Origin of the sequence: Emticicia agri (genome assembly GCF_004168285.1) — a bacterium.
In the GTDB taxonomy this organism is placed as follows: Bacteria; Bacteroidota; Bacteroidia; order Cytophagales; family Spirosomataceae; genus Emticicia; species Emticicia agri.
In genome coordinates this window covers 1-1,704 of record NZ_SEWF01000130.1, presented here as the reverse complement: position 1 = coordinate 1,704, position 1,704 = coordinate 1, and the positions used below count along the sequence as shown (strand labels likewise).

Annotated in this window: 2 protein-coding genes; one reads left to right on the top strand and one right to left on the bottom strand. The window is 32.6% G+C overall.

Annotation, left to right across the window (positions count from 1 at the left end; genetic code table 11):
- Positions 1-376: transposase (locus EWM59_RS27365; protein ID WP_130024359.1), on the top strand; the 376-nt coding region annotated here is incomplete at its 5' end.
- A gap of 340 nt (positions 377-716) precedes the next feature.
- Here EWM59_RS27365 and EWM59_RS27360 read toward each other — a convergent pair.
- Positions 717-1,589 (bottom strand): IS982 family transposase, encoded by an 873-nt coding sequence (locus EWM59_RS27360; RefSeq protein WP_229239262.1) that lies wholly within the window; start codon positions 1,587-1,589, stop codon positions 717-719.
- Between the last annotated feature and the right edge of the window lie 115 nt (positions 1,590-1,704).

Here is a 1,704-nt window from a genome sequence, read left to right as displayed (position 1 = left end):
ACTTCTGAAGACTATTCCAGGAATAGGTACCTTGACAAGTATGATTCTCTTAACTGAAATAGCAGATATAAACCGTTTTGTGAGTATAAAAGAACTGTCAGCTTATGTAGGACTGATTCCTAATAGTCATGACAGTGGAGAAACCAAAAGAGTGGGAAGAATTACTAAAAGAGGGAATGTATATTTGAAATATATCCTTGTGGAGGTCAGTTGGATGTGTATCAGATATGATGCCTCCTTGTTATTGGCTTATAAGGCTGCCATCAAAAAGATGGAACCTAATAAAGCTATCGTCAAGGTAGCCAGAAAATTACTGAACAGAATTCGATTTGTACTAAAGAATAAAGAACCCTATCGAATCAATCAGGGTCTGTAGAGAACATATATCTATTAAACCATTATCAGGTGGGGTAACGCTTGAGGCCGTCTGTGACCTCTAATAAAGAGTGTTCACTATTTTGAGTTTGCGTCCCACACCTATATAACATAATAGCTAACTTGTGACTCTCCATTGGAGATGTTCACTCATAGAAGATTGGTTTATAGTTAAAAAAAGTTCTGTTGAAATATGGATAAGCTTGCAGCTTACCCACATTCCAACAGAACAATAACAACTATTGCCTATTATTTAAATAAACCAAAAAAAATCAACTCGAAGCTTGTTTTTCAACATAGAAGACAGCCTCTTAAACAATAGATTAACGTGAATTCGATGTTTATTTAATGATGAAAGTAGCTGGTTTAGTCTCATAAAAGCAATATGCAATTAGTCCACCAAAAGTATGAGCCATAGCATTGATAGGATTTCTATGTCTGGTATGATCTATGTCAAAAACAGTCATTAGAATGTCATTGACAGATTCTATCAAAGCCCGTTTTTTTAGGTTGATTTTGTCTTTTATTTTCATCAGTTTATTTTTCATATTTTTTCTGACTTTAGTAATCAATAAAAGCCCTCTGAGATAGTATTGTTCAAAGAGTTTAGTTAGATATCCTTTATCACCAAAGCATTGTCCTTTTAGACCATCAAACATATAATTCATAAGTCTGTCATCATTATCAGAGATATTGGCTGGTGTAAGGGCGAAATTAATAATTTGACCTAATTCATTGATTATCAGGTGGGTTTTTAGTCCATAGAACCAACCAGTAGAAGATTTTCCACGACCAGCAAACCCTACAAAGACTTTATTTGAATGAATTCGTCTATTATCACAAACGGGCATTTTCTTACTATCAATAAAATAATTACCCGTCCTAATAGAAAACAAAGAAAGGTATTTTAAGAACATTTGTAATCTCAGAGTCTGATAGGGAATTAATTCAATAAAACGATTATATGAAGGTATTTTAGGGAAATCTTTCACTAAAACATTCCTTACTAAATCTTGATAATAGTACTGAAAGCATTTATATCCTGAATAATGATAGAATATAATAAGTGTCAAAATTTCACTATCACTTAAGGTACTTAAGGGTTGGTTTTGGTTTGCAGGTACCCCCCTTTTTGCTAACCAATTATCAAATAATTGACAGAAATCATCGCATCTCACAAAGATTTCAATTAGCTTATTTTCATTATATTGCATAAGAATTGGGGTGATTTTTGAGGTTTATGGACGGGAATTCATAAATTTCTCATTTTTACTCCAATTCTTATTATAACTAATTGAAATACAATATTTTAACCATCGAACTCACGTT

What these genes read in the sequence shown, in the direction of transcription:
- EWM59_RS27360 (WP_229239262.1), bottom strand. Translation starts at nt 1,589, where the DNA reads ATGCAATATAATGAAAATAAGCTAATTGAAATCTTTGTGAGATGCGAT.